At 48.0% G+C, this 1524-nt stretch carries 1 rRNA gene (only partly in view); it reads right to left on the bottom strand.

The features are described from left to right. A 23S ribosomal RNA gene (locus BD821_RS13255) occupies window positions 1-1523 on the bottom strand (it extends 1476 nt beyond the left edge of the window). Window position 1524: the final 1 nt, after the last annotated feature.

The raw sequence follows: 1524 nt of genomic DNA, 5'->3' as shown, positions 1-1524 counted from the left end.
CCAGACTCCCTAAGTGCTTAGACTAGCATCCAATAGCTAGCACATCTTATCCTCCTGCGTCACCCCATTGGTAATAACGCTACATAGTGGTATCGGAATATCAACCGATTGTCCATCGCCTACGCCTTTCGGCCTCGGCTTAGGTCCCGACTAACCCTGGGCGGACGAACCTTCCCCAGGAAACCTTAGATTTTCGACCACTAGGATTCTCACCTAGTTCTCGCTACTTATGCCAACATTCTCACTCCTGTACCGTCCACCGCTCCTTTCGGTACGACTTCAGCCAGTACAGGACGCTCCTCTACCGCGTACATAAATGTACACCCATAGCTTCGGTGATAGATTTTAGCCCCGAACATCTTCGGCGCGGGATCTCTCGACTAGTGAGCTATTACGCACTCTTTTAATGAGTGGCTGCTTCTAAGCCAACATCCTAGTTGTCTTTGAAATCCCACATCCTTTTCCACTTAATCTATACTTTGGGACCTTAGCTGATGGTCTGGGCTGTTTCCCTTTTGACTACGGGCCTTATCACTCGCAGTCTGACTGCCGGACTAATAGTATGTGGCATTCGGAGTTTGATAGAGTTTGGTAACCTATACGGCCCCTAGCCCATTCAGTGCTCTACCTCCACTACTCATATCCGACGCTAGCCCTAAAGCTATTTCGAGGAGAACCAGCTATCTCCGGGTTCGATTGGAATTTCTCCGCTATCCACAGCTCATCCCATGGTTTTTCAACACCAATTTGGTTCGGTCCTCCACAGAATTTTACTTCTGCTTCAACCTGGCCATGGATAGGTCACCCGGTTTCGGGTCTACGACATGCAACTATTTGCCCTATTAAGACTCGGTTTCCCTTCGGCTCCGTACCTTAAGTACTTAACCTCGCTACATATCGTAACTCGTTGGCTCGTTCTACAAAAAGCACGTCATCACACACATAAGGTGCTTTGACCGGTTGTAGGCACACGGTTTCAGGTTCTATTTCACTCCCCTTCCGGGGTTCTTTTCACCTTTCCCTCACGGTACTTCTTCACTATCGGTCATCAAGTAGTATTTAGCCTTGGGAGGTGGTCCTCCCTGCTTCCCACAAGGTTTCACGTGTCTCGTGGTACTCTGGATCAGATCTTAGGCCTTCTTCTTTCGTCTACGTGGCTATTACACGCTGTGGCTCAACTTTCCAGTTGTATTCGACTAAAATACCGCCATATTAATGATCTGTCCACAACCCCAGAAATAAATTTCTGGTTTGGGCTCTTTCCCTTTCGCTCGCCGCTACTTAGGAAATCGAATTTTCTTTCTCTTCCTCCAGGTACTTAGATGTTTCAGTTCCCTGGGTGTACCCTTATATACCTATTTATTCAGTATACAATACATGGGGTTTACCCATGTGAGTTTCCTCATTCGGAAATCTTCGGTTCACAGCCTATTTGCGGCTACCCGAAGCTTATCGCAGCTTATCGCGTCCTTCGTCGGCTCTTGATGCCAAGGCATTCGCCATGTGCCCTTTGTAGCTTGACCT

Source organism: Clostridium algidicarnis DSM 15099, assembly GCF_002934235.1.
In the GTDB taxonomy this organism is placed as follows: domain Bacteria; phylum Bacillota; class Clostridia; order Clostridiales; family Clostridiaceae; genus Clostridium_L; species Clostridium_L algidicarnis.
Note: the sequence above shows the minus strand (reverse complement) of the source record. Positions and strands in the feature narration are given on the sequence as shown.